A 20677-nucleotide genomic window follows, 5' to 3' on the forward strand; every position below is an offset into this window, starting at 1 on the left:
CATGGAAACGCTTTACCTGCTCGTGCCGATGAGCCTGGTACTCGTCGTCGTGATCGCCGCCGCGCTGTGGTGGGCATTGCATGCGGGCCAGTACGACGATCTCGACCGGCCCGCGGAATCGATCCTGCTGGACAACGACAAGCCTTGATGCGCGCATGTCCTGGGATGACATCGGTCTCGGACCGGGGCGGCGCCGCGAGGTTCATTGCCGGTCCTGAGCGACTTGATAAAGATCAACACACCGGTGGCGGGGTTTTTCTAAAGTCACAACGTCAGTAGGTTTTTTCTCTTCTCTAAGCTTTGGGGGTCTGAATGGATGTCACTGCCGCGTCTTCACGCGTCGACACCTTCAATTACGGCGTCGTAAGACAGTTCGCTGTCATGACGGTAGTCTGGGGGATCGTCGGCATGGCCGTCGGCGTGCTGCTGGCAGCACAGCTGATCTGGCCTGAACTCAACTTCAACACGCCCTGGCTGTCGTTCGGCCGCCTGCGGCCGCTGCATACCAATGCGGTGATCTTTGCCTTCGGCGGCAGCGCGCTGTTCGCGACCTCGTACTACGTGGTCCAGCGCACCTGCCAGGCCCGCCTGTTCTGCGGCCCGCTCGCGGCGTTTACGTTCTGGGGCTGGCAACTGGTTATCGTCGCCGCGGCCATCACGCTGCCGCTGGGCATTACCTCCTCGAAGGAATACGCCGAACTGGAATGGCCGATCGACCTGCTGATCACCGCGGTCTGGGTGGCCTATGCGATCGTGTTCTTCGGCACCATCGTCAAGCGCAAGACACGGCATATTTATGTCGCCAACTGGTTCTTCGGCGCCTACATCCTGACCATCGCGCTGTTGCACATCGTCAACAACATTGAGATGCCGGTGTCGCTGTGGAAGTCCTACTCGGCCTATGCCGGCGTGCAGGACGCAATGATCCAGTGGTGGTATGGCCATAACGCGGTGGGCTTCTTCCTGACCACCAGCTTCCTCGGGATGATGTACTACTTCATTCCCAAGCAGGCCGAGCGTCCGATCTATTCATACCGCCTGTCCATCGTCCACTTCTGGGCGTTGAACTTCACCTACATGTGGGCCGGCCCGCACCACCTGCAGTACACCGCGCTGCCAGACTGGGCGCAGTCGCTCGGCATGGTGTTCTCGCTGATTCTGCTGGCGCCGTCGTGGGGCGGCATGATCAACGGCATCATGACCCTGTCGGGCGCCTGGCACAAGCTGCGCACCGACCCGATACTGAAGTTCCTGGTGGTGGCGCTGTCGTTCTATGGCATGTCCACGTTCGAAGGCTCGATGATGTCGATCAAGACCGTCAATGCGCTGTCGCACTACACGGACTGGACCATCGGCCACGTGCACTCCGGCGCGCTGGGCTGGGTCGCAATGATCTCGATTGGTTCGCTCTACTACCTGATCCCGCGGCTGTTCGGCGAGAAGCAGATGTACAGCGTGCGCCTGATCGAATGGCACTTCTGGATCGCGACCATCGGCGTGGTGCTGTATATCGCCTCGATGTGGATCGCCGGCGTGATGGAAGGCCTGATGTGGCGCGCCACGCAGCCTGACGGCACGCTGACCTATGCCTTCGTCGAAGCGGTCAAGGCCAAGTACCCGTTCTACCTGATCCGTTTGCTGGGTGGCATCTGTTTCCTCTCCGGCATGCTGCTGATGGCCTACAACGTCGCCAAGACCATCGTCGGCAAGCGTGCCGTGGATGCGCCGATCCCGGCCAGCATCCCGGCCTCCGCACACTGATCATTCCAGGATAGAAAGATGTCGGAAAAACAAAGATTCTTTTCCCACGAAACGCTGGAGAAGAACATCGGCTGGCTGATCATCTGCACGATCCTCGTGGTCAGCATCGCGGGTCTGGTGCAGATCGTGCCGCTGTTCTTCCAGCACTCCACGACCAAGCCGGATCCGGGTGTCACGCCGTATTCGCCGCTGCGGCTGATGGGCCGGGATATCTATATCCGCGAAGGCTGCGTCGGCTGCCACTCGCAGCAGGTGCGGACACTGCAGGCCGAAACCGAGCGTTACGGCCATTTCTCCACCGCGGGCGAGGCCGTCTACGATCACCCGTTCCTGTGGGGCTCGAAGCGTACCGGTCCCGACCTGGCACGCGTCGGCGGCCGCTACTCGGACGACTGGCAACGCATCCACCTGCGCAACCCGCGTGACGTGGTGCCCGAGTCGGTGATGCCTTCCTACCCGTGGCTGGAGAAGGCCGCGCTGCCGACCAACGATATCCAGGCGCGCATGCGGGCGCTGGCGAAGCTGGGCGTGCCATACACCGAGGCCGACATCGCCAAGGCGCCGGACGAGCTCCAGGGCAAGACCGAGGAAGACGCGCTGGTGGCTTACCTCCAGGCTCTGGGCACCAACCGCCGCAATGTCCGCGTGGACACCGCTGCAGCAGTTGCACCGGCGAAGGAGTAAGCCATGGCCATGATCACCGCTATTGCGACCGTCGTGTCGATGGTCGTCTTCCTTGGCATCTGCTGGTGGGCGTGGTCGGCCGGCCGGCAGGCCGCCAACCGGGAATCCGCCATGCTGCCGTTCGCGCTGCCTGACGAAACCACGACAACATCGAGCCGGAACACCTAGCCATGAGCGATTTCTTTTCCGATTTCTGGAGTTACTACATTGCCGCGATCGCGCTCGTCGGCATCGTCTGGTGCGTATGGCTGCTGTTCTCGCAACGCAAGATCACCAAGACCGCCAGCGGGGGCGACGACACCGGCCACGTCTGGGACGACGACCTGCGCGAACTGAACAACCCGCTGCCGCGCTGGTGGATGTGGATGTTCCTGCTGGCCTGTGTCTTCGGCCTGGTCTACCTCGTGTTGTATCCGGGTCTGGGCAAGTACTCAGGCGTGCTGAAGTTCTCGACGCAGGGCGAACTGGCCGCGCATCGTGCCGCGCAGGAGCAGATGCAGAACGAGATCTATGCCAAGTACCTGAAGATGGATGTCAAGCAGGTGGCTGGAGATCCGCAGGCGCGCGAAATTGGCCAGCGGCTGTTCCTGAACTACTGCGCGCAATGCCATGGTTCGGATGCGCGCGGCAGCCGCGGCTTTCCCAACCTGACGGACGGCGACTGGCTGTATGGCGGCGAACCCGAGACCATCCAGCAGACCATTGCCAAGGGCCGCAATGGCGTGATGCCGCCGTTCGCATCCACCATCGACGGCAAGCTGGCAGGCGACGTGGCGCAGTATGTCCGCTCGCTGTCGGGGCTGTCTTCGGATCCCATCCGCGCCTCGCGTGGCGAGAGCACTTTCAAGTCGACCTGCGCGGCTTGCCACGGTGCCGGCGGCAAGGGCAACCAGGCACTGGGCGCGCCGAACCTGTCCGATAACGTGTGGCTGTATGGCAGTTCGGAAGGCAGCATCGTCGACGCCATCCTGAAGGGGCATAATAACCATATGCCGGCACATGAAGAGATCCTGACGCCAGAGCGGATCCGCATGCTGACGGCCTATGTCTGGGGTCTGTCGAATACCGGCGGGGGTGCCGGCCAATGACAGGCGACTCATCTGAGCGGGCGCGGGCCGCCCGCAGGAGAAACCATCCATGAACGCACCCGGGACCGAAGAAATGGCCCGGGCGGCCGACCGCCAGCGGTCGGCCGCTGCGCCTGCCGAGACCTCGGATGAAACGCTGTACGAGGTCCGCCGCAAGATCTATCCGCGCTCCGTTACGGGCGCTTTCTCCAGTTGGCGCGTCTGGCTGGTCCTCTTCACGCAGCTGATCTACTACGGCACGCCCTGGCTCCAGTGGAACGGACGCCAGGCCGTGCTGTTCGACCTTGGCGAACGCAAGTTCTACATCTTCGGGCTGGTGTTGTGGCCTCAGGATGTCATCTATCTCGCCGTGCTGCTGGTCATTTCGGCGCTGGCGCTGTTCCTGTTCACGGCGATCGCCGGGCGGCTGTTCTGCGGTTACGCCTGTCCACAGACGGTCTATACCGAGATCTTCATGTGGATCGAGCGGCGGATCGAAGGCGACCGGATCGCCCGCATCCGTCTCGACGGCGACCCCTGGAGCCTGCGCAAACTGCGTATCAAGGCCACCAAGCACTTCCTGTGGGTACTGATCGCGCTGTGGACCGGCTTCACCTTCATCGGCTACTTCGCGCCGATCCGTGAGCTGGGTGGCGAGCTGGCGAGCCTGTCGCTGGGCCCGTGGCAGACGTTCTGGATGCTATTCTATGCGTTCGCCACCTGGGGCAACGCTGGCTTCATGCGCGAGCAGGTGTGCAAGTACATGTGCCCGTATGCGCGTTTCCAGAGCGTGATGGTCGACCGCGACACCTACGTCGTGACCTACGACGTCGGCCGGGGCGAGCCGCGCGGCAGCCGTTCGCGCAAGACCGACCATCGCCAGGCGGGCCTGGGCGATTGCGTCAACTGCAGCATCTGCGTGCAAGTGTGCCCGACCGGCATCGATATCCGCGATGGCCTGCAGTATGAATGCATCGGCTGCGGCGCGTGCATCGACGCCTGCAACCAGGTCATGGACAAGATGTCCTACCCGCGCGGGCTGATCCGATACACCTCGGAGAATGCCATGCGCAAGGCGCTGTCCGCGGCAGCATCGCGCAAGCGCCTGCTGCGTCCGCGTGTCATCATCTATTCCGTGATCTGGGTCGCGCTGCTCGCTGGCTTTGTGGCTTCGATCGCGCTGCGCACGCCGCTGAAGGTGGACATCATCCGCGACCGCGGCGCGCTGGGCCGGGAGGTCGAAGGCCGCTGGATCGAGAATGTGTATCGCCTGCAGCTGATCAACACGACCGAGGGGCCGATGCATATCAGCGTGCGAGCCGACAGCGACGAGCTGAAGCACCTGACGGTCGAATATGACAAGCAGGCCGAATCGCTGGCGCCGACCTCGAACCGGCTGTTGCCGATCCGCATACGCGTGCCGATCGAAGACGCGGCGCAGGGTACGCACAAGATCAGCGTGACGGTGACCAGCGAAGGATCGGAGCAGGGCAACGCCGAGATCCGGCAGAGCACCAGCTTTATCGTGCCGCGCGACCTGTGACGCCAGGCGCTCGGTGCAGAACTCAAGGGGGCATGATGAATCAGCAAGGCAATCCGTGGTGGAAAGAGCCGTGGCCGTGGCTGTTGATGAGCGGCCCGCTGGTCGCGATGGTGGCGTGCGGCGTCACCATCTGGCTTGCGTCGTCGCATCCTGACGTGCCGGTGCAGGGCGCAGCGCGCCATGGACTGGTGGTCGAGAAGGCCGAGGCGGTGCGGCCTCAGCCGAGCGCAGCGAGGCAGCCATGAGGTTGCGCTGGCTGATGTGGGTCTTGTGGCCCGGGTTCCTGATGGCGGGCTTCGCCACCGCGACGGTGTTCTCGGTCGTGGACCCCGGTGATCTGAAGTTCTTCGGGCATCCGATCGAGGCGTCGCGCGAATCGATCTACACGATGAGCTTCCTGCTAGCGTGGATCTTCTGCGCGCTGTCCAGCGGGTTGACGCTGTACACGATGCCGACGCGGCTCAGCGATACCGACGAGTTGGAGTGAATGCCGATGCCTGCGCCGCCCCGCGCGGCGCAGGCGCAAAGCGGCGGGTGGTGGGAAGGGTCAGCAGCTACGGCTGTAGAGCTGCTTGATGCCGGCGAGATCCACCAGCTTGACGTGGCGCTGGCGAATCTGGATCAGGCCGGCCTCAGCGAAACGCGAGAACAGGCGGCTGACGGTTTCCAGCTTCAGGCCCAGGTAGCTGCCGATTTCCTCGCGGCTCATGCGCATCACGAATTCGGTCGACGAGTAGCCGCGCGCCGACAGGCGCTCAGACAGGTTGATCAGGAAAGCGGCCAGGCGTTCTTCGGCGCGCATCGAACCGAGTGTCACCAGCATCATCTGGTCGTGCGTGATTTCCTTGCCCATCAGCCGCAGGAACTGATGCTGCAGCGAAGGCAGGTCTGCAGACAGCGTCTGCAGGTCCCCAAGGCGGACTACACAGACCTCGGTATCTTCCAGCGCGGTGGCGTCCGAGGCATGCTGCATCTCACCGAGGCCGTCGAGGCCGACGATTTCGCCTGGCAGGTGGAAACCGGTAATCTGTGAACGGCCGTCTTCGGTCGTGACATGGGTCTTCAGCGTGCCGAAGCGAACGGCGTAAACCGCGGTGAGGGGATCGCCCATGCGATACAAGGTCTCACCCTTATGGACCCGGATGCGTTCCTGCACCAGCGTGTCCATCTTGGTGAGGTCTTGCTGGGACATGCCAACCGGAAGGCACAGTTGCCCCATCGCGCAAGTGGAGCAACGAGGCGACATCTCAGTGATTGGAATGGAGGTGAGCAATTGGAACCTGCAAGAGTGGATGCGAGGGCGCGACCCCGCCATTTTACCGTGCGATGTGATGAGGCAGGGAGTCAGATTTGCCATTTGGTGTGCTAATTAGCGTTTTTATGCTGGCATTGCTGGGCGGCGTGCACTGCGCGGCAATGTGTGGCGGCATCGCACTGGCGGTTGAACAGCCGCGTGGCGGCGTCGCGGCCCTGACCTTCGTGCGTAGCCGCGCTGCCTGGGCCGGCGAGTTGCTGGCAATGCACCTGGGCAGGATTTCGACCTATGTGCTGCTTGGCGCGCTGTTGGGCGCGATTGGCGCCGGCGCGTGGAAGCAGGACTACCTGCCGTTGCAGCGCTGGTTGTTTGGTGCCGGCAGTGCCATGCTGCTGTGGTCGGGCTGGCGCGTGCTGCGCGGCAATGCCTTTACCGTCGCGTGGCTCGAGCGGCTGGCGGTGCGGGCAGGCAGCGTGCTGGCGCGGCAGCTTGGGCGGCTGGGCGGCGGCGCCATGCCCACCTTCGTGCGTGCGCATGGGGGGCTTGCCAGGCGCTATGGTGTTGGCCTGGCGTGGGGGCTGGTGCCGTGCGGCATGGTCTATGGAGCGCTGACGCTGGCGCTGCTCGCCGGCAATGCCGGTTCCGGTGCGCTGGTGATGGGTGTGTTTGGCATCGGTACGCTGCCCAACCTGCTGGTGCTGTCGGGGCTGTCCGGCTACCTGCGCAGCCTGTCGCGGCGGCGCGCGGTGCGCGTGGGCGCGGGCGTGGCGGTCATGGTGTTCGGGGCCCTTGGTCTGGCGCGCGCGGTGTTGTTGCCACATTCGCTGGCAGAGCAGGGTTTCTGCCTGGTCTTTTGAGACGTATGCGGCGCTCGGCGCGTCGGATGGTGGTTGCGGGCGAGGGCGGGAATGCCATACAATCGCCAGCATTGCGGTATCGCGCGGTGTTTTGTAAGCAGCGGCGAGCAGCGCCAGCGGCCTTCCTGCCAGAAGGTGCGCCCAGGGCGGCGGGGAGTGTTGGTAGTTCGATTCCTGGCCCGTCCCGCGGTCCATCCGGTTCAAATGATCTGGTTCAAAAGCCCGGCTGGCACTGCGGTGTTGGAGATGCCGGCCTTGCTCCCGATACCCGTTTTTCTTGCGTCCGAGGCGTTCAGTTCGCCGACAGCGGCGTCCGTTGTGCGGACGCGCCACGCAAGAGGTTCGCTGACCGGCCCATGGCGGCATGCGAACGATCTCCTGCCGGAGTGACCCGGCAACTCGATGCAAAGAAAGGGAAGTGCACGGCTTGGATGCAGCAGGCATCCGGGTGAGCTGCGCAATGAGATGGCGATGGCATTGGCATCGCTGTATCCAAAATCTCCGGTGCCCCGGATCCGTCCGGGAGCAGGTGCAAAGACAGGCTGCACACCATCAACATGAATACCCAAGAGGCGAAGATCGTCCTCGAGACGGCGCTGATCTGCGCGCAGGAGCCTTTGCGCGTCAATGATCTGCGACGGTTGTTCGCCGACGACGTCGGCGCGGACACCGTCCGCGTGCTGCTGGAGGAACTGCGCCAGGACTGGCGCCCGCGCGGCGTGGAGCTTGTGTCGCTGGCCAGCGGCTGGCGCTTCCAGAGCCGCCCCGAGATGCGTGAATACCTTGATCGCCTGAATCCGGAAAAGCCGCCGAAATACTCGCGCGCCGTGATGGAGACGCTGGCGATCATCGCTTATCGCCAGCCGGTGACGCGTGGCGATATCGAGGAAATCCGCGGCGTGACGGTCAGCACGGAAGTCATCAAGAAGCTGGAAGACCGCAGCTGGATCGAGGTGATCGGGCACCGCGACGTGCCGGGGCGTCCGGCCCTGTATGCCACCACCAAGGCGTTCCTGGACGACCTCGGGCTGCGCACGCTGGACGAGCTGCCCCCGCTCGAGGATGCCCAGGCGCAGGCGCAGGCAACGCTGCTGGACCAGCGGGCCATCGATTTCGAGGCGCTGGCGGCAGGCAAGCCTGGCAGTGCCGATGAAGAGGCGTTTGCCGAGCCGGCCCGGCCCGAGGCATCCGCCGCAGGCGAGCCCGAAGCCACGGACGCCGGCCAGGGGTCCGCCGACGGCGCAGTCGCCAACGGATTCGACCTGCAGCCGCACCAGCATGGGGCGGAGGAACTGGGTGCCGAAGGCGAACCAACCGAGCTGGGCAATCCTGCCGATTCCGATCCGGACGGGGCACGGGCTGAACTGCCGGAAGACGGCGCCTCGCCGCACCCGAGCGAGCACGACGAACGCGTGCCGAACTGAACAACATGCAACATCCGATAGTGAATATCTTGTCTGATTCCGTTGAGCAAGACACCCGCCATGCGGGCGCACCCGCCGATTCCGGCGCCGCCGAACCCGGATCGGGCAGCGAAGCCGCGCCCCGCCGCAAGGGGCTGCGCCGCGGGCTGAGGAACCTAGTGGCGTCGCGCCGCCAGGCCACGCAAGATCGCGATGCCGGCCGCGCCGAAGGCGCCGAGGCCGGTATGCCCGGCGACGCCGCGGAAGCGGCCCCGGCGCCAGCGGCGGCCGGCGGGCGCGGTGCCCAGCGCGGCCGCGGCAAGCGCAAGCCGGCTCAGGGCGATGGCGGCCAGTCGGCGCAGGCCCCGGCCGACAAGGCGCACAAGGCGCACAAGGCTGAAAGCGGCGAGAAAGCCGAAAGAGCCGAGAGGGCGGACAAGGGTGAGCAGGCGCCCCGCAAGCGCAAGCCGAACCCGCGCAGCGGCAAGTCAGCCGCTCCGGCCGAGGGCCAGGGCGCTGCCGGCCGGCAGCCGCAGGGCCGCCGCAAGGAGGGTGCCAAGCCGCAGGGCCAGCGCAAGGGCCAGGGCCAGGGTGGTGGCGACAAGGCCGCGGCCAGCAGCGAGGACCTGTTCCGCTTCGTGATTTCCGAGCAGTACGACAAGGAAGACACGGTCATCCCGCGCACCAAGGCGAAGCCGGTGCGTGAGCTGTCGGCCGAGGACGACGCCCCGAAGCTGCACAAGGTGCTGGCCGAAGGCGGCCTGGGCTCGCGCCGCGAAATGGAAGAGCTGATCCTGCAGGGACGGGTCTCGGTCAACGGGCTGCCGGCGCATATCGGCCAGCGCATCCTGCCGGCCGACCAGGTGCGCGTCAACGGCAAGCTGATTCACCGCAAGGTCTCGACCAAGCCGCCGCGCGTGCTGCTGTACCACAAGCCGGCCGGCGAAATCGTCAGCCAGTCGGACCCGGAAGGCCGTCCGACCGTGTTCGACAGCCTGCCGCGCATCAAGTCCGGCAAGTGGGTCGCCATTGGCCGGCTGGACTTCAATACCGAGGGCCTGCTGATCTTCACCACCTCGGGCGATATCGCCAACCGCTTCATGCACCCGCGCTACGGCGTCGAACGTGAATACGCGGTGCGCACGCTGGGCGAGCTGGCCGAAGCCGACCGCCAGCGCCTGCTGCACGGCATCAAGCTGGACGACGGCGAGGCCAACTTCCTGCGCATCGCGGACGGCGGCGGCGAGGGCGTCAACCAGTGGTACCACGTGGCGCTGACCGAAGGCCGCAACCGCGAAGTGCGGCGCATGTTCGAGGCGGTCGGCCTGACCGTGTCGCGCCTGATCCGTACGCGCTACGGGCAGTTCCTGCTTCCGCGCGGCCTCAAGCGCGGCCGCTGGCAGGAGGTCGAGCCCAATGACGTCAAGGCGCTGATGACCGCCGTCGGCCTGAAGGTGCCAGGCAAGGGCGAGCAGTCCGGCAAGGGCGCGACCAAGGTCGGCGGGCGCAAGCAGCGTACCGAAGCGGCGATTGCCGGCATGCCGATGCATACCGGCATGGACGGCCTGCCGCGCTACGAGCAGGGCGGTGCGCGGGGCGGCAGCCGCGGCGGCCAGCCGGATCCGATGAAGACGTCGATGGGCTACATCAGCCACGGCCCCACGCTGCTGACCTCGCACGCGGCCAACCTTGGCGGCGGCCGCGGCACCGGCGCGCGCCAGGCGCGTGGTGGCGGTGGCGCCGGGCTTGGCGGGCAAGGCAAGCCGCAGCGTCGTGGCGGCGGCGAGGCGAACGGAAACGTCATGCCGAAGGCGGCGAAGGCAGGCGGAAATCGCGGCCAGCGTGGCGGCGGCGGTGGTGGCAATCGCGGAGGCAGCCGCGGGGGCAATCGCGGCGGCAATCGCTGAGTGCCTGATGCCGCGCACGGCGGGGTGACGACCCGCCGGCGCGGCGCGTAATCCGCGAGTATGTCTGGCTTTTGCCTTTTCGACATAATCCGCGTATAATTCAAGTCTATTCAAAAAGCCATCCTCGCCGAGGGTGGGCGAATGATGGGCATTGCGCCCATTTTTTTTTGGTTCGCCCGAATTCGGTTCCGCGCCCCGGCGCGTGCGGGATGGCGGACAGGCAGCACTGCAGCAGGGTCGTCCCGGACGGCAGCGGCGGGTTTGCCTGCCAACGGTGTTGATGGCCATTACTCGGGATAACAGTGCATCTGGCAGATTTGATCGAAACCACCCTTAACGGCATGGGATATGAGCTGGTTGAGCTCGAGCGTGCCCCGGCCGGATTGCTGCGTGTCTATATCGATCAGCCTGAAACCGGCATCGCCATCGAGGATTGTGAAAAGGTGAGCCGCCAGCTCACCCACGTGTTCACGGTCGAGAACGTCGACTACGAACGCCTCGAGGTCTCGTCGCCCGGACTGGACCGGCCGCTGAAGAAGCTGGCCGACTACGTCCGCTTTGCCGGCGCCGAGGCGCGCGTGACGCTGCGCCTGCCGGTGAACGGGCAGAAGAACTTCACGGGCATCCTGCGCGAACCGGCCGGCGAGGCTGGCGCGGAGAAGGTCGGCCTGGAGTTCGAGGGCAAGGATGGCCCGGCACTGCTGGAATTTGCCGTATCCGATGTCGACAAGGCACGCCTGGTGCCGGTATTCGACTTCAAAGGAAATCAAAGAAAAGGGAACAAGCAATGAGCCGCGAAGTTCTGTTGCTCGTCGATGCGCTTGCGCGTGAGAAGAACGTCGACAAGGATGTGGTATTCGGTGCCCTGGAGGCGGCGCTCGCCTCGGCCACCAAGAAGCGTTTCGAAGAAGACGTGGATATCCGGGTCGCGATCGATCGCGAGTCGGGCGAGCATGAAACCTTCCGCCGCTGGCTGGTCGTTCCCGACGAGCAGGGCCTGCAGGAGCCGGACAAGCAAATCCTTCTGTTCGAAGCCCGCGATGAGAACCCCAGCCTTGAGCTTGGCGACTACATCGAGCAGCAGATCGAGTCGGTCGAGTTCGGCCGTATCGGCGCGCAGGCCGCCAAGCAGGTGATCCTGCAGCGCATCCGCGACGCCGAGCGCGAGCAGATCCTGAACGACTACCTGGATCGCGGCGAGAAGATCATGACCGGCACGGTCAAGCGCGCCGACAAGAAGGGCCTGATCGTGGAATCCGGCCGCGTCGAAGCGCTGCTGGCCCGCGACCAGATCATCCCGAAGGAAAACCTGCGCACCGGCGATCGCGTGCGTGCCTATATCCTGAACGTGGACCGCGCCGCGCGCGGCCCGCAGATCGAGTTGTCGCGCACGGCCCCCGAGTTCCTGATCAAGCTCTTCGAAAACGAAGTGCCGGAAATGGAGCAGGGCCTGCTGGAAATCAAGGCCGCCGCGCGTGATCCGGGCGTGCGTGCCAAGATCGCGGTGGTGGCGCATGACAAGCGCATCGACCCGATCGGCACCTGCGTGGGCGTGCGCGGTACGCGCGTGACCGCGGTGCGCAACGAGATCGGCGGCGAGGCCGTGGATATCGTGCTGTGGTCGGAAGACCCGGCGCAGTTTGTGATCGGCGCACTGGCACCTGCGCAAGTGCAGTCGATCGTGGTCGATGAAGAGAAGCACAGCATGGACGTGGTGGTCGACGAGGAAAACCTCGCCGTCGCCATCGGCCGCAGTGGTCAGAACGTACGCCTGGCGTCCGAGCTGACCGGCTGGCAGATCAACATCATGACGCAGGAAGAATCGGCGCAGAAGCAGGCCGAAGAGAGCGATGTCGTGCGCAAGCTGTTCATGTCCAAGCTGGACGTGGATGAGGAAGTGGCAGACATCCTGATCGAGGAAGGCTTCTCCACGCTGGAAGAAGTGGCCTATGTCCCCATCAGTGAAATGATGGAGATCGAGGCCTTTGACGAAGACACCGTCAACGAGCTGCGCAACCGCGCGCGTGATGCGCTCCTGACGATGGAACTGGCCCGGGAAGAAAAGGTGGAAGAGGTGTCGCAGGATCTGCGCTCGCTCGACGGCCTGAACCCGGAACTGATCGGCAAGCTGGCCGAAGGTGATATCCACACGCGTGACGACCTGGCCGAACTGGCCGTCGACGAACTGGTCGAGATGACCGGCGTCACCGAGGAAGAAGCCAAGGCGCTGATCATGAAAGCACGGGAACATTGGTTCAACTGAGGGACACGGGGCCGGGCTGGCCAATACCAGCCCGGGCGCGCTTTCCGCATACGATTTGTCCCGACGAAGACACCAAGCATTGAAAGGGTTTGAATGGCAAGCACAACAGTTGCCCAACTGGCCGCAGAACTGAGTCGCAGCGCAGCTGCCCTGCTGGAACAATTGCAGGCGGCTGGGGTGGGCAAAGCTGCGCCAGAAGACATCATCACGGAATCGGATAAGACCAGGCTGCTGGACTATCTGAAGCGTTCGCACGGCCAGGCCGACGACAGCTCCCGGAAGAAGATCACGCTGACGAAGCGCGAGACGTCCGAGATCCGCCAGTCGGATGGCGCCGGCAAGACCCGCACGGTCCAGGTCGAAGTGCGCAAGAAGCGCGTCCTGATCAAGCGCGACGAAGCCCACCCCGAGGCGCACGCTGATACGGCCGAGGCTCAGCCCCCGGTTGTCGACACGGCCGAGCAGGCACGCCGCGAAGAGGAAGAACGACGCCAGGCCGAACTGCTGGCGCGCCAGGAAGCCGAAGCCAAGGCCGCCCGCGAGGCTGCCGAGCGCGAGGAAGCCGAGCGCCGTGCCCGCCAGGAAGCCCTGGAAGCGGAACAGCGCCGCCAGGCCGAACTCGCCGCCAAGAAGGCGGAGGAAGAGGCTGCGGCGTCGCGTGCCGTGACCGAGGCTGCGGAAGACTCCTCGCGCAAGAAGGCCGAGGACGAGAAGGCCCGTGTGGCCGCCGAGCGCGCCGAGGCCCAGAAGGCCGCCGACGAGGCCAAGGCTGCCGCCGACAAGGCCCGTGCCGAACAAGAGATTGCCGCACGCAAGCGCCGCGAGGCTGCCGAAGCCGAAGCCCGCGCCATCCAGCAGATGCTGAATGCGCCGGCTCGCGTGTTGAAGGCGCCGTCCGAGCGCAAGGCCGAAGAAAAGAAGGCCGAGCAGACCGGCACGCTGCACAAGCCGGTCAAGCCGGCTTCCGCGACCGCGACCGAAGCCAAGGCTGGCGACAAGAAGCCCGCCACCACGGCCACGACCACCACCACCGCCGACAAGAAGGGCAAGGTGGGTAAGCCTGGCACGTGGCAGGACGAAGGCAGCCGCAAGAAGGGCGGTGGCCTGAAGACGCGCGGCGATTCGTCGGGCGGCGTGGGCGGCTGGCGCGGTGGCCCGCGTGGCCGCGGCGGCCGTCAGCAGCAGCATGACGACAGCCGCAGCAGCTTCCAGGCGCCGACCGAACCGGTGGTGCGTGAAGTGCACGTGCCGGAAACCATCTCGGTGGCGGATCTCGCCCACAAGATGGCCGTGAAGGCGTCCGAGGTCATCAAGCAGATGATGAAGCTCGGCCAGATGGTGACGATCAACCAGGTGCTGGACCAGGAAACCGCCATGATCGTGGTGGAAGAAATGGGCCACAAGGCGTTCGCCGCCAAGCTGGACGATCCGGAAGCGCTGCTGGTGGTGGACGGTGAAGAGCACACCGACGCCGAACTGCTGCCGCGTCCGCCGGTGGTGACCGTGATGGGTCACGTCGACCACGGCAAGACCTCGCTGCTGGACTACATCCGCCGCACCAAGGTTGCCGCGGGCGAAGCCGGCGGCATTACGCAGCACATCGGTGCCTACCACGTGGAAACCGACCGCGGCGTGATCACGTTCCTGGACACCCCGGGTCACGAGGCCTTTACGGCCATGCGTGCCCGCGGTGCCAAGGCGACCGACATCGTGATCCTGGTGGTCGCGGCCGACGACGGCGTGATGCCGCAGACCAAGGAAGCGATTGCGCACGCCAAGGCTGCCGGCGTGCCCATCGTGGTGGCGATCAACAAGATCGACAAGCCCGAAGCCAACCCGGACCGCGTCAAGCAGGAACTGGTGGCCGAGCAGGTGGTGCCGGAAGAGTACGGCGGCGATTCGCCGTTCGTGCCGGTGTCCGCCAAGGCCGGTACCGGTATCGAAGACCTGCTGGAGCAAGTGTCGCTGCAAGCTGAAGTGCTGGAACTGAAGGCGCCGGTCGACGCCCCGGCCAAGGGCCTGGTGGTGGAAGCCCAGCTCGACAAGGGCAAGGGCCCGATCGCTACCATCCTGGTCAGCAGCGGCACGCTCAAGCGTGGCGACGTGGTCCTGGCTGGCAGCGCCTATGGCCGCGTGCGTGCCATGCTCGACGAGAACGGCAAGCCGACCAAGGAAGCCGGCCCGTCGATCCCGGTGGAAATCCAGGGCCTGTCGGAAGTGCCTGCCGCCGGCGAGGAAGTGCTGGTGCTGCCGGACGAGCGCAAGGCGCGCGAAATCGCGCTGTTCCGCCAGGGCAAGTTCCGCGACGTGAAGCTGGCCAAGCAACAGGCCGCCAAGCTGGAGAACATGCTCGAGCAGATGACGGAAGGCGAAGTGCAAACGCTGCCGCTGATCGTCAAGGCCGACGTGCAGGGTTCGCAGGAAGCGCTGGTGCAGTCGCTGCAGAAGCTGTCGACCGCCGAAGTGCGCGTGCAGATCGTGCACGGCGGCGTGGGTGGCATCTCCGAGTCCGACGTCAACCTGGCGACGGCCTCGAAGGCGGTCATCATCGGCTTCAACGTGCGTGCCGACGCTGGCGCGCGCAAGCTGGCCGAGCACAACGGCATCGATATCCGCTACTACAACATCATTTACGATGCGGTAGACGAGATCAAGGCGGCGATGTCGGGCATGCTGGCGCCGGAGAAGCGCGAGACCACGACCGGCACGGTCGAGGTGCGCCAGGTCTTCCGCGTGCCGAAGGTCGGCGCGGTGGCGGGCTGTATGGTCACCGACGGCGTGGTCAAGCGGAGTTCGCTGGTGCGCGTGCTGCGCAACAACGTGGTCATCTTCAGCGGCGAGCTCGATTCGCTGAAGCGCTTCAAGGACGACGTCAAGGAAGTGAAGCAAGGCTTCGAGTGCGGTCTGTCGATCAAGAACTTCAACGATGTTCAGGAAGGCGACCAGCTCGAAGTGTACGAAATCACCGAGGTGGCGCGTACGCTGTAAGCGTCGCAAGCAACGGCAGGCCTCGGCCTGCCGTTGTCATCTCAGCAGAACAGTATTGAATGGCCAAGAAAGGCAATATCTCCTCCCGCAACCTCCGCATCTCCGACCAGATCCAGAAGGACCTGGCCGAGATGATCCAGCGCGAGCTGCGTGACCCCCGCCTGGGCCTGGTCACGCTGCAGTCGGTCACGCTGACGCCGGACTATGCCCACGCCAAGGTGCACTTCACCGTGCTGGGTGCCGAGCCGGCAACGGCCGAAGCCATCCTCAACGAGAAGGCCGGCTTCCTGCACTCGCTGCTGTACAAGCGCCTGCACATCCATACCGTGCCGACGCTGCGCTTCCTGCACGACACCTCGGTCGAACACGCGATCGAGATGTCCAAGCTGATCAACGAAGCGAACGCCACGCGTTCGAAAGACGACTGAGCCGGTGCCCGTGCCGCCAGGCATGGGCAACGCGACCGCCAGGGTCGCACGCCGCGCCGCATCAGCGTCGCTCCTGTTTCCTCCGATGACCGATTCCAACGCCGCCCGTCCGCCGCGCCTGCCGCGCCGCGATGTCCATGGTGTGCTGCTGCTCGACAAGCCGCTGGGCCTGTCGTCCAACGATGCGCTGGTGCGCGCCAAGCGCCTGTTGCGCGCCAACAAGGCCGGGCATACCGGCACGCTCGATCCGCTGGCCACCGGCCTGCTGCCACTGTGCTTTGGCGAGGCCACCAAGTTTTCGCAGGACCTGCTGGAAGCGGACAAGACCTATGACGCCGTGGTGCGGCTGGGTGCGCGCTCCAGTACCGGCGACGCCGAGGGCGAGTTGCTCGATGTCCGTGAGGTGACCTGCGACCGCGCCGCGGTGGAGCAGGCGCTGGCGCGCTTTACCGGCGAGATCGAACAGGTGCCGCCGATGCATTCGGCGCTGAAGAAGGATGGCCGCCCGCTGTACGAGTACGCGCGCGCTGGGCAGACGGTCGAGCGCGCCGCGCGCCGCGTCACCATCCATGCGATCGAACTGCTGGGTTGCGCGCTGCCCCCGGCGTTCACCACGGCCGCGTTCACCATGCGCGTGACCTGCAGCAAGGGCACCTACATCCGCACGCTGGCCGAGGATATCGGCGAGGCGCTGGGCTGCGGCGCCCACCTGACCGGCCTGCGCCGCATTGCCGTGGGCGACCTGACGCTGGACGGCGCGGTGACGCTCGAGCAGATCGAGCAACAGGACGATGCCGCGCGGCCGGACATGCTGGCCCCCGTCGACGCCTTGCTGCAGAAAAGTCCGCCCGTGACGCTGGACGAAGCTGCCGCTGCGCGCTTCCTGCAGGGACAGCGCATTGCGCACCGGGACCTGCCCGATGGCACCGATATCGCGGAAGGCGTGCTGGCGCGCGTCTATGCCGGCGCGCCGGCGCGCCTGCTCGGCGTTGCTCGCATGCGCGAGGGAGCCTTGCGGCCGGAGCGGCTGGTCAAGCTGTAGGCGCCGCTCCTCGCCGGGAGCGGATCAGTCGAGCGTGATTTTTGCTGCCTTGATCACGTCGGCCCACATCTTGCGATCCTGCGCCAGGAACCCGGCGAAGTGCTCGGGCGTGCCGCCGACCGGCTCGGAGCCGAACTCCGCCATCTTCTTCTTCACTTCCGGATTCGCCAGCGCCTTCACCAGTGCCTGGTTGTAGCGGGCCACGATCGGCTTGGGCAGGTCCTTCGGGCCGAAGATCCCTTGCCAGGTCGGCATATTGAAATCCTTCAGGCCGCTCTCGGCCAGCGTCGGCACGTCGGGCAACAGCGGCGAGCGCTTGCTGCCGGTGACGGCGATGGCGCGGACCTTGCCGGACTTGGCCAGCGATGCCGCCGTGGTGATGTTGTCCACGGTCATGGCGATATGGCCGCCCATCAGGTCGGTGATCACCGGCGTGGCGCCCTTGTACGGCGCGTGGACCATGTCGACGCCGAGGCGGTGCAGCATGGTCTCGGCGATCAGGTGGTTGGACGTGCCGACGCCCGCCGTGCCATAGGTGACCTGCGGCGTCTTCTTCACGTACGCGGTGAAGTCGGCCATCGACCTGACCGGCAATGCCGGGTTGATGATCACCACGTTGGGCTGCGTCGCCAGCATGGCGATCGGCGTGAAATCGTCCGCCTTGTACGGTGTGCCCTTCGCGTTGAGCACATGCGTGACCGCCATCGCACCGGCCGCGCCCATGCCGATGGTGTAGCCGTCAGCCGGCGCCTTGGCCAGCTTGTCGGCAGCGATGTTGCCGCCCGCGCCCGGGACGTTTTCCACCACCACCGGCACACCGAGGCTTTCTGACAACGGTCCCTGCACCAGCCGCGCCAGCAGGTCGGCAGAACCGCCCGGCGCGAAGCCCACCAGCAACCGCACCGGCTTCGACGGCTTCCACTCCTGCGCATGCGCGCCCGTGGCCGCTACCGCGCCCAGGCTCATGCACACCATGCCGCGCAGCAGCGGCCCCATCCACTTCGCCACCTTTTCCATCGTTACTTCCACTCCAGCAGTGTCACGGGCAATCTGTCAGCGGGCTTGCCCTTACCCGTAAGCCACATCACAGGCGGCTTCCGGCGCGGCCTTCCAGCACCTGGCCGAGCAGCCTGGCCACCATCCGGTTCGAGAGCAGCACCGGCGCGCCGGCATGGCGCGCGACTTCGGCCCGCATCGCCTCGGTGTAGCCCATGCAGTGCATCACCACCAGGTCGCAGCCGCGCAGCGTCTCGCCGGCCCGCGGGAAGCGGCCGGTGGCGGTGTCTGTATAAGGCGAGGCATGCGTCACGCGCAGTTCGCAGGACACCGGCTCGATCAGGTGAAAGCTGCCGACCTGGACTTCGAGGGGCAGCACGATGCCGAGCCGCTTGCATCCCTGGGCGAGCGCGACGGTCAGGTGATCCACCACTTGCTGCGGCTCGATCACCAGCGTGCGCATCGGCGGCAGCGCGGTGCCAGTGCATAGCGGCACCAGTGCGTCGAAGCGGCCATCGTCCAGCGATGCCATCAGCCGCGCGAGCATGGCCTCGGCCACCGCCTTGCCCATCACCGCCTGCGAGCCGTCGCGCAGGCGGCTGGCAAAGCGATACTCGCGCTCTGTGGGGGCGAGTGCGGCGATCTGGTCCGCGTCGAGGTCGTCGAGGATGCCGAATTCTTCCGCCGCCACCGGCAGTCCCAGGTCGGCCAGCATCTGCGGCACCACGTCGGTCCGCGGCGCCTGGCCGATGGTGACGAAGGCCACGCGCGGCCGGCGTTCGGCCGTGGCAGTCATGCCGGCACTCCGACGGTTTGCAGGTGCGCCAGCGAGCCGTAGCGCCGTTGCAGTTCGGCCCACTCGTCCACGTCGTAGAAGGCGCACTGGCCCTGGCCGAACAGCTTCGCGACCTCGATACAGAAGCGCGTGGCCACATCCAGGTCATGGGCATTGGTCACGCCGGTCGCGCAGCCAGGCACCGTGGTCTGCGCGGTCAGCGCCACGCCGACCACCGGTGCATCGGTGACGATGGCGGGCTGCATGATCGAATTGACGTGCCACAGCCCGTTCTCGTAGGGCGTGATGTCCTGCGTGGTCAGCGGCAGCACCACCGGCAGCTCGCCGCTGACCCAGCCGATCAGGTCCAGCATGCGTTCGGGCAGGCGCAGCAGCCAGCCCTCCTTGGCCACCGGCGTCAGCGCGACGCCGCGCCGGTTGACGAAACGGTTGCCGCGCGTGGTGTCGACCGACAGGATCGCCGCCATTTGCGGATGGACCTCGTGCGACATCATCGTGCGCATGGCGAAGGGCGACTTCATCATTGGCACCGGCTGGTGCGGCCGGGTGGCGGCATGCGGGCAGATGTGGGTGTGGATGCGGACCGGGCCGGCCAGCACGTCGCCGCCGGCGGCCATGTCGGCCAGCTTCAGCGCGGTGGCGACCGCGACGATGGCGCCGTCGGCATCGGATACCAGGCCGGTCACTGCCGGGCGCGCGCCCACGCCGCCAAGGCGGCCGACCACGCCCAGCGCGGGCGCGTCGGGGTTGCGGCCGGGCAGGGTGCAGGCGAGGAAGTCGGTGCAGAGGCCGTTCTCTTCCACGCGCGTCACCGTTACGTCGCTGATGCCGCGCGCGCGCAGCAAAGCGGCAACGGCTGCGCCGTCGACATTGGCTGCGGACAGCAGCTCGATCGATTCAATCACCTGCTTGATGGACATCTTGCTTGGGTTCCTTGCTTTCCTGTATTGCGATGGCTCAGATGGCAGCGGCGCAGGCCGGCACGGACAATGCGCCGGGGGCGACGTCTACGATCTCCTGGCCAAGGAACCAGCGTGCGCCATGCGCGCCGCCCATCTCCATGCGATCGCCCGATACGCGCACCCAGTTGCCTTCGGGCAAGCCCAGCACCGGCATCTGCGGCTGCAGCACCGTGAACTCGGCCAGCCGCTGGTCACGCGTTTCGCCGCGGAAGCCGGGCACCATCAGGTTGAAGTAGTGCGGGTTGATCTGGAATGGGACCAGCGCGAGCGCATCGAGGCCGCCGGGGTCGGCGACCGGCATGTCGTTGGTGGTGCGGATGGTCGGGCAAGCGACGTTGGTGCCGGCGCTCCAGCCGATATAGCGCGCCGCGCCCGCAGCCACCTGGCGCGCGATGACGGGCAGCAGGCCGCGTTCGCGCAGGCATTGGAGCAGGCGGAAGGTGTTGCCGCCACCGATGACGATCAGTTCGGCCGCTTCCACCGCCCACGCGCATTCGGCATCGGAGAGCCGGTGGGGCGAGTGCGCTTCGATGCCGGCCGGGGCCAGCGCGTCGCGCACCAGCGCTTCATAGGTGTCCCAGTCGCGCGTGACGCCGGCGAACGGGAGGAAGCAGGCGCGGGTGCGCCCGCCGGCCAGTTCGCGGAGCGCGTCGTGGGCATGGACGAGGTAGCCCGCGTCGCTGGTGGAGTTGCTGAGTAACAGGAGTTCCATGGGATTGAGCTGC

21 protein-coding genes are annotated in these 20677 nt (G+C 65.9%); 16 read left to right on the top strand and 5 right to left on the bottom strand.

The features are described 5' to 3' along the window. The first annotated feature begins 1 nt into the window (after window position 1). The 8 genes from ccoS (at window position 2) to IPF36_RS05420 (ending at window position 5542) form a co-directional block, all read left to right on the top strand. Window positions 2-148 carry a cbb3-type cytochrome oxidase assembly protein CcoS gene (gene ccoS / locus IPF36_RS05385; RefSeq protein ID WP_063238066.1) on the top strand — a complete coding sequence of 49 codons (147 nt, stop codon included), beginning with the start codon at window positions 2-4 and terminating at the stop codon, window positions 146-148. A gap of 164 nt (window positions 149-312) precedes the next feature. Beyond that, a complete protein-coding gene (ccoN, locus tag IPF36_RS05390; protein ID WP_133096497.1) occupies window positions 313-1761 on the top strand; it encodes a cytochrome-c oxidase, cbb3-type subunit I in 1449 nt (482 codons plus the stop codon). An 18-nt stretch (window positions 1762-1779) separates the two neighbouring features. Next, window positions 1780-2445: a cytochrome-c oxidase, cbb3-type subunit II gene (gene ccoO, locus IPF36_RS05395; protein WP_195427493.1), complete on the top strand. Its 666-nt coding sequence runs from the start codon at window positions 1780-1782 to the stop codon at window positions 2443-2445. A 3-nt stretch (window positions 2446-2448) separates the two neighbouring features. Then, complete coding sequence (locus IPF36_RS05400; protein ID WP_010809472.1) at window positions 2449-2613, top strand: cytochrome oxidase; 165 nt, start codon at window positions 2449-2451, stop codon at window positions 2611-2613. Between the two features lie 2 nt (window positions 2614-2615). Next, window positions 2616-3533: a cytochrome-c oxidase, cbb3-type subunit III gene (ccoP, locus tag IPF36_RS05405; protein ID WP_195427494.1), complete on the top strand. Its 918-nt coding sequence runs from the start codon at window positions 2616-2618 to the stop codon at window positions 3531-3533. Window positions 3534-3582: 49 nt separating this feature from the next. Continuing rightward, the gene (ccoG, locus tag IPF36_RS05410; protein WP_133096494.1) at window positions 3583-5055 is read left to right on the top strand and encodes a cytochrome c oxidase accessory protein CcoG; all 1473 of its coding nucleotides are present in this window, start codon (window positions 3583-3585) and stop codon (window positions 5053-5055) included. Window positions 5056-5090: 35 nt separating this feature from the next. After that, window positions 5091-5300 (top strand): FixH family protein, encoded by a 210-nt coding sequence (locus tag IPF36_RS05415; protein WP_133096566.1) that lies wholly within the window; start codon window positions 5091-5093, stop codon window positions 5298-5300. Next, window positions 5297-5542, top strand: a complete 246-nt coding sequence (locus tag IPF36_RS05420) for a hypothetical protein (RefSeq protein ID WP_029046193.1) — start codon at window positions 5297-5299, stop codon at window positions 5540-5542. Before IPF36_RS05415 ends, IPF36_RS05420 begins: the two co-directional genes overlap by 4 nt. 60 nt (window positions 5543-5602) lie before the next feature. Here the strand turns inward: IPF36_RS05420 and fnr are convergent, their stop codons facing one another. Then, complete coding sequence (fnr, locus tag IPF36_RS05425; RefSeq protein WP_063238060.1) at window positions 5603-6328, bottom strand: fumarate/nitrate reduction transcriptional regulator Fnr; 726 nt, start codon at window positions 6326-6328, stop codon at window positions 5603-5605. 77 nt (window positions 6329-6405) lie between these two features. On the opposite strand from fnr, the gene IPF36_RS05430 reads away from it, so the two are divergent. The 8 genes from IPF36_RS05430 to truB all read left to right on the top strand — a co-directional run bounded on the left by IPF36_RS05430 (window position 6406) and on the right by truB (window position 17198). Then, window positions 6406-7167 carry a sulfite exporter TauE/SafE family protein gene (locus tag IPF36_RS05430; protein ID WP_133096493.1) on the top strand — a complete coding sequence of 254 codons (762 nt, stop codon included), beginning with the start codon at window positions 6406-6408 and terminating at the stop codon, window positions 7165-7167. A 557-nt stretch (window positions 7168-7724) separates the two neighbouring features. Continuing rightward, window positions 7725-8591, top strand: coding sequence for an SMC-Scp complex subunit ScpB (gene scpB, locus IPF36_RS05435; RefSeq protein WP_195427495.1), 867 nt, complete (start codon window positions 7725-7727; stop codon window positions 8589-8591). Window positions 8592-8596: 5 nt separating this feature from the next. Continuing rightward, on the top strand, window positions 8597-10477 hold the full coding sequence (gene rluB / locus IPF36_RS05440) for a 23S rRNA pseudouridine(2605) synthase RluB (protein WP_195427496.1): 1881 nt from the start codon (window positions 8597-8599) through the stop codon (window positions 10475-10477). 302 nt (window positions 10478-10779) lie between these two features. Further along, on the top strand, window positions 10780-11268 hold the full coding sequence (gene rimP / locus IPF36_RS05445; RefSeq protein WP_029046198.1) for a ribosome maturation factor RimP: 489 nt from the start codon (window positions 10780-10782) through the stop codon (window positions 11266-11268). Continuing rightward, on the top strand, window positions 11265-12740 hold the full coding sequence (gene nusA, locus IPF36_RS05450) for a transcription termination factor NusA (protein WP_029046199.1): 1476 nt from the start codon (window positions 11265-11267) through the stop codon (window positions 12738-12740). Before rimP ends, nusA begins: the two co-directional genes overlap by 4 nt. A gap of 93 nt (window positions 12741-12833) precedes the next feature. Continuing rightward, window positions 12834-15728, top strand: a complete 2895-nt coding sequence (infB, locus tag IPF36_RS05455; RefSeq protein WP_133096490.1) for a translation initiation factor IF-2 — start codon at window positions 12834-12836, stop codon at window positions 15726-15728. Window positions 15729-15787: 59 nt separating this feature from the next. Beyond that, window positions 15788-16156: a 30S ribosome-binding factor RbfA gene (gene rbfA / locus IPF36_RS05460; RefSeq protein WP_029046201.1), complete on the top strand. Its 369-nt coding sequence runs from the start codon at window positions 15788-15790 to the stop codon at window positions 16154-16156. An 85-nt stretch (window positions 16157-16241) separates the two neighbouring features. Beyond that, the gene (gene truB / locus IPF36_RS05465) at window positions 16242-17198 is read left to right on the top strand and encodes a tRNA pseudouridine(55) synthase TruB (RefSeq protein ID WP_135705486.1); all 957 of its coding nucleotides are present in this window, start codon (window positions 16242-16244) and stop codon (window positions 17196-17198) included. Window positions 17199-17222: 24 nt separating this feature from the next. On the opposite strand, the gene IPF36_RS05470 is transcribed toward truB, so the two are convergent. From IPF36_RS05470 to pepE, 4 genes are all read right to left on the bottom strand, one after another. Continuing rightward, window positions 17223-18215, bottom strand: a complete 993-nt coding sequence (locus tag IPF36_RS05470) for a tripartite tricarboxylate transporter substrate binding protein (RefSeq protein ID WP_195427497.1) — start codon at window positions 18213-18215, stop codon at window positions 17223-17225. 67 nt (window positions 18216-18282) lie between these two features. Next, on the bottom strand, window positions 18283-18990 hold the full coding sequence (locus IPF36_RS05475) for an AroM family protein (protein ID WP_195427498.1): 708 nt from the start codon (window positions 18988-18990) through the stop codon (window positions 18283-18285). Then, complete coding sequence (locus IPF36_RS05480; protein ID WP_195427499.1) at window positions 18987-19910, bottom strand: DUF1177 domain-containing protein; 924 nt, start codon at window positions 19908-19910, stop codon at window positions 18987-18989. The genes IPF36_RS05475 and IPF36_RS05480 overlap by 4 nt, the downstream gene beginning before the upstream one ends. Before the next feature lie 37 nt (window positions 19911-19947). Continuing rightward, window positions 19948-20664 (bottom strand): dipeptidase PepE, encoded by a 717-nt coding sequence (pepE, locus tag IPF36_RS05485; protein WP_195427500.1) that lies wholly within the window; start codon window positions 20662-20664, stop codon window positions 19948-19950. Between the last annotated feature and the right edge of the window lie 13 nt (window positions 20665-20677).

Origin of the sequence: Cupriavidus sp. IK-TO18 (assembly GCF_015549295.1) — a bacterium.
Classification (GTDB): Bacteria; Pseudomonadota; Gammaproteobacteria; order Burkholderiales; family Burkholderiaceae; genus Cupriavidus; species Cupriavidus oxalaticus_A.

Bases quoted from the DNA above. Each gene is read 5' to 3' on its own strand.
- ccoS (WP_063238066.1), top strand. From the start codon at position 2: ATGGAAACGCTTTACCTGCTCGTGCCGATGAGCCTGGTACTCGTCGTC.
- ccoN (WP_133096497.1), top strand. From the start codon at position 313: ATGGATGTCACTGCCGCGTCTTCACGCGTCGACACCTTCAATTACGGC.
- ccoO (WP_195427493.1), top strand. From the start codon at position 1,780: ATGTCGGAAAAACAAAGATTCTTTTCCCACGAAACGCTGGAGAAGAAC.
- IPF36_RS05400 (WP_010809472.1), top strand. From the start codon at position 2,449: ATGGCCATGATCACCGCTATTGCGACCGTCGTGTCGATGGTCGTCTTC.
- ccoP (WP_195427494.1), top strand. From the start codon at position 2,616: ATGAGCGATTTCTTTTCCGATTTCTGGAGTTACTACATTGCCGCGATC.
- ccoG (WP_133096494.1), top strand. From the start codon at position 3,583: ATGAACGCACCCGGGACCGAAGAAATGGCCCGGGCGGCCGACCGCCAG.
- IPF36_RS05415 (WP_133096566.1), top strand. From the start codon at position 5,091: ATGAATCAGCAAGGCAATCCGTGGTGGAAAGAGCCGTGGCCGTGGCTG.
- IPF36_RS05420 (WP_029046193.1), top strand. From the start codon at position 5,297: ATGAGGTTGCGCTGGCTGATGTGGGTCTTGTGGCCCGGGTTCCTGATG.
- scpB (WP_195427495.1), top strand. From the start codon at position 7,725: ATGAATACCCAAGAGGCGAAGATCGTCCTCGAGACGGCGCTGATCTGC.
- rluB (WP_195427496.1), top strand. From the start codon at position 8,597: ATGCAACATCCGATAGTGAATATCTTGTCTGATTCCGTTGAGCAAGAC.
- nusA (WP_029046199.1), top strand. From the start codon at position 11,265: ATGAGCCGCGAAGTTCTGTTGCTCGTCGATGCGCTTGCGCGTGAGAAG.
- infB (WP_133096490.1), top strand. From the start codon at position 12,834: ATGGCAAGCACAACAGTTGCCCAACTGGCCGCAGAACTGAGTCGCAGC.
- rbfA (WP_029046201.1), top strand. From the start codon at position 15,788: ATGGCCAAGAAAGGCAATATCTCCTCCCGCAACCTCCGCATCTCCGAC.
- truB (WP_135705486.1), top strand. From the start codon at position 16,242: ATGACCGATTCCAACGCCGCCCGTCCGCCGCGCCTGCCGCGCCGCGAT.
- IPF36_RS05470 (WP_195427497.1), bottom strand. From the start codon at position 18,215: ATGGAAAAGGTGGCGAAGTGGATGGGGCCGCTGCTGCGCGGCATGGTG.
- IPF36_RS05475 (WP_195427498.1), bottom strand. From the start codon at position 18,990: ATGACTGCCACGGCCGAACGCCGGCCGCGCGTGGCCTTCGTCACCATC.
- IPF36_RS05480 (WP_195427499.1), bottom strand. From the start codon at position 19,910: ATGTCCATCAAGCAGGTGATTGAATCGATCGAGCTGCTGTCCGCAGCC.
- pepE (WP_195427500.1), bottom strand. From the start codon at position 20,664: ATGGAACTCCTGTTACTCAGCAACTCCACCAGCGACGCGGGCTACCTC.